The sequence below is a fragment of the Nocardia sp. JMUB6875 genome, assembly GCF_041154655.1.
GTDB lineage: Bacteria > Actinomycetota > Actinomycetes > Mycobacteriales > Mycobacteriaceae > Nocardia.
This window is the reverse complement of sequence record NZ_BAAFGR010000343.1, coordinates 1-3,018: the sequence shown is the minus strand read 5'-3', so window position 1 is coordinate 3,018 and position 3,018 is coordinate 1. Positions and strand designations below refer to the sequence as shown.

Here is a 3,018-nt window from a genome sequence, read left to right as displayed (position 1 = left end):
GGATCCAGGCGCGGCGGGTGACGCAGAGGTCGCGGAGGAGGGCTATGTGGGCGGGTGGGCCGCCGAAGCCGAGGCAGCCGATGCGGGTCCACTCGCGGGCGATGGTCCGGAGGGGGACCGGCGGCGTCGCGGGCCGCGGTGCCGGGTCGACCACTCGTGGCTTCCTTCCTGCTCGCGAACATTCGGTTCGCTGAAATCGACGGCCGACCCTATCCCGTCGCCACCGGATGTCCGATGGTTGCGCCGGTGCGATGCGTCACAAAAGCTCGGCAATCCTTTGGCTATTGCACTGACACTGCAATAGCGTGGAGGTCGGCGCCTCACGAACGGCGCCTCCGGAATCCCGACTCATCGCATCGAAGGAGAACCTCGTGGACAACAACCATCCGGTTATCGATCTCGGTTCGGCGGCCATCAATCTGACCGACACCATCACCTCGATCCTGGCCCAGTGGACCTACCTGCTGCACGCCTGGGGCTCCGCGTAAACCGTCAGTGCTACTTCAGCACCGCGTGTAGTAGCTGCACCCCGGCGGTGAGGGCCGCGCCCGCGACCGACCAGTCGGTCCCGGCGGGCTGGGTGGACAGCACCACGACGGCGTAGCGGTAGGGCTGGTCGGGTGCGGGGCTGACCAGGCCGGTGGTGGCGAGGGTGGTGGAGGAGTTCAGTTCCATCCAGCCCTGTTTCACCGCCCAGGTCGCGCCCGTCAGCGCGTCCGGAATGCCGAAGTACTGGTTGGTGCCGTCGGAGGCCGTCTCCGACGCGTTGTGCAGCGCATCGAGAATCAGGTCGCGTGCCGGAGCCGGGATGCCCGTGGTGATGTAGCGGAAGATGGCCACCACATCCCTTGGCGTGGTGAGGGTTTCGCCCCACTGCGCGATGTCCTCGGGCGCGGTGGTGCCGTTCAGACCGATGGCGCTCACCATGCGGTCGATGATCGCGTTGTTGCCCCGGGTATCCCACAGCCAGTCGGCGATATTGTCATTGCTGGCCGACAGCATCTCGCTGACCCGTTCGGCGGTGTCCGAATCCGGCTGCCAGTTCTGGTCTTCGAGCGTGTCGAGCGCGATGAGCAGCTTCACCACCGAGGCCGTGTAGAACTGCTGGTCGGCATTGAGGCTGGCCACGGGCGCGCCGGTGGTGGTGTCCACCACGTCGATGCCGACCGTGGTGCCGGGCGAGGCGGCCTGGATGGCGGCCTGCATCTGCTGGGCGATCGCCGTCACCGAGATGGGGCGCGGGACAACCAGTGTCGTGCCGGGCGGCGGAGTCGTCGGAACCTGGTCGAGACCTATCTGGTCGCGGGAGGTGGCCAGGGCGCGCGGAGCGCCCAGTGCTGCCAAGGAGATCACGGCGACGAAACTGCCGGCCGCGATCCAAGTCCACCGGACGTGCGGTGAGCGGGCCTGAATCGGGGTCATGACTCAATACATCGACACGAAGCTCGAGACATTTCCAGCGGGGAGCTGTCAATTTCCTGTTAACTGCGAATCGATCCGGTCTCGGTTGGGCGTCAGTTCCGACCAGCTATTTTGTCGCGAACTAAGATCGCTGGTGGGTCGGGATTCATCCCGGTGGAGACAAAGATGGGTACTAGCGGTGAGATTCTCCGAAAAGCCCTCGTAAAGAGCTTCGTGCCCCTCGGTTTCGGGGTGCTGATCATGCTCGTCCCGGTGCTCGCCCAGGCCGACGCGGACTATGGCAACGGTTGTGTTCTGTTCTCCGACAACACATCAGCAACCGTGGATTCCCTGCGGTCCAGATGCGACCCCGCGCAGTTGCGGGCGGTCTACCGGGACGCCCCGCGCGGCAATGTTCCGATCGGTGCGAAGGACGGCTGGGTCGCTTCGCCGCGCGAGATGCAGTCCTGGGCGCCGCTGCTCTGGATCGGCAAGGACTTCTACACCGGCCCCGCGGGCGGCTATCTGCTCAATCGGATCACGGGTGCCGGAATCGAGGCCTGGCAAGCGAACGTGTTCGCCGGACCCTCGGTGGTGGACGGCGGCCCGGCCTGGATCCTCGACTACGCACCGTCCCCGACCCCGCAGGTCTACGACGAGATCCGCGAGGTCGTGCCAGGCGTCTGGTTCGGTTATTCGTGGATGCGCCAGGGCGGCGGATTCGCCGAGCAGCTCAGCTTCATTCTCGCCTGAGCGCACCGGTTTTCACGCCCAGCGGCCGCCCCCGTCGACGTGCAGGGTGGTGCCGGTCAGGAACGGGTTGGTCAGGGCCAGCAGGGCGGCCGGCGGCGGCCAAGGTCGAGGCGGCGGCGTTGGCTGCGGCCATGACCGTGCGGCCGGGCGCGGGACGCCAGGCGACCACGCCGGAGAAGAGCAGCATCGCGCCGCCCGGGCGGAAGCGGTCGGCGAAATGCTTGGCCAGCAGGAGCGGGCCGATCACCTTGGCATCGAAGGCCCGGTGCACGGCGTCGCGGTCGAGGGCGGTGACCGGGCCGTTGGCGGGGTCGGCGGCGAGGGTGACGAGGTAGTCGAGCTCGCCGACGCGGGCGGCCAGGGCCGCGATCGTGGCTTCGTCGGCGAGGTCGAGTTCGGGGCGGCCGACCGAGATTACCTGTGCGCCAGCTGATTCCGCGTCATTCGCGAGCTGCCGGGCAATGCCGGAGCCGCCGCCGATGATCACCATCTTCTTGTTCTGCAATGTCGTCATGCCAGGAGTGAGCGTCGGGCAGCCACGCGATCATCCCGTCGTGATCTGAATGTTTTCGATGCTTTCCATAGAATTGCCGAATGCCTACCTTGCGCGCCCTCGAATGCCTGGTCGCGGTGCTCGACGCCGGATCGATTACCGAAGCCGCGGCGGCCCTGCATATGTCGCAGCCCGCGCTGTCGCATCAGCTGGCCGCCCTGGAGCGGGAGATCGGGGCGCCGGTGCTGGAGCGGCTGCCGCGCGGAGTGCGGGCGACCGTGGTGGGGCGCGCGGTGGCGGCCGACGCGCGGGCGGCGTTGTCGGCGGCGCAGCGGGTGGTCAGCACCGGGCGGGCGACGGCGGGCGGCGCG

General features: G+C 67.7%; 5 protein-coding genes. 2 read left to right on the top strand and 3 right to left on the bottom strand.

Annotation, left to right across the window (positions count from 1 at the left end; translation table 11 throughout):
• A partial coding sequence (locus ACAM49_RS39525; protein ID WP_369640634.1) for a chromate transporter occupies positions 1–154 on the bottom strand: 154 nt, incomplete at its 3' end.
• Between the two features lie 344 nt (positions 155–498).
• Complete coding sequence (locus tag ACAM49_RS39520) at positions 499–1,422, bottom strand: serine hydrolase (protein WP_369640633.1); 924 nt, start codon at positions 1,420–1,422, stop codon at positions 499–501.
• Between the two features lie 165 nt (positions 1,423–1,587).
• Here ACAM49_RS39520 and ACAM49_RS39515 point away from each other — a divergent pair, with 165 nt between their 5' ends.
• A complete protein-coding gene (locus ACAM49_RS39515) occupies positions 1,588–2,154 on the top strand; it encodes a hypothetical protein (protein WP_369640632.1) in 567 nt (188 codons plus the stop codon).
• Here the strand turns inward: ACAM49_RS39515 and ACAM49_RS39510 are convergent.
• Entirely contained in the window at positions 2,141–2,668 is a 528-nt protein-coding gene (locus ACAM49_RS39510) for an SDR family oxidoreductase (protein ID WP_369640631.1), read from the bottom strand. The genes ACAM49_RS39515 and ACAM49_RS39510 overlap by 14 nt on opposite strands.
• Positions 2,669–2,748: 80 nt before the next feature.
• On the opposite strand from ACAM49_RS39510, the gene ACAM49_RS39505 reads away from it, so the two are divergent.
• Positions 2,749–3,018: LysR family transcriptional regulator (locus tag ACAM49_RS39505; RefSeq protein ID WP_369640630.1), on the top strand; the 270-nt coding region annotated here is incomplete at its 3' end.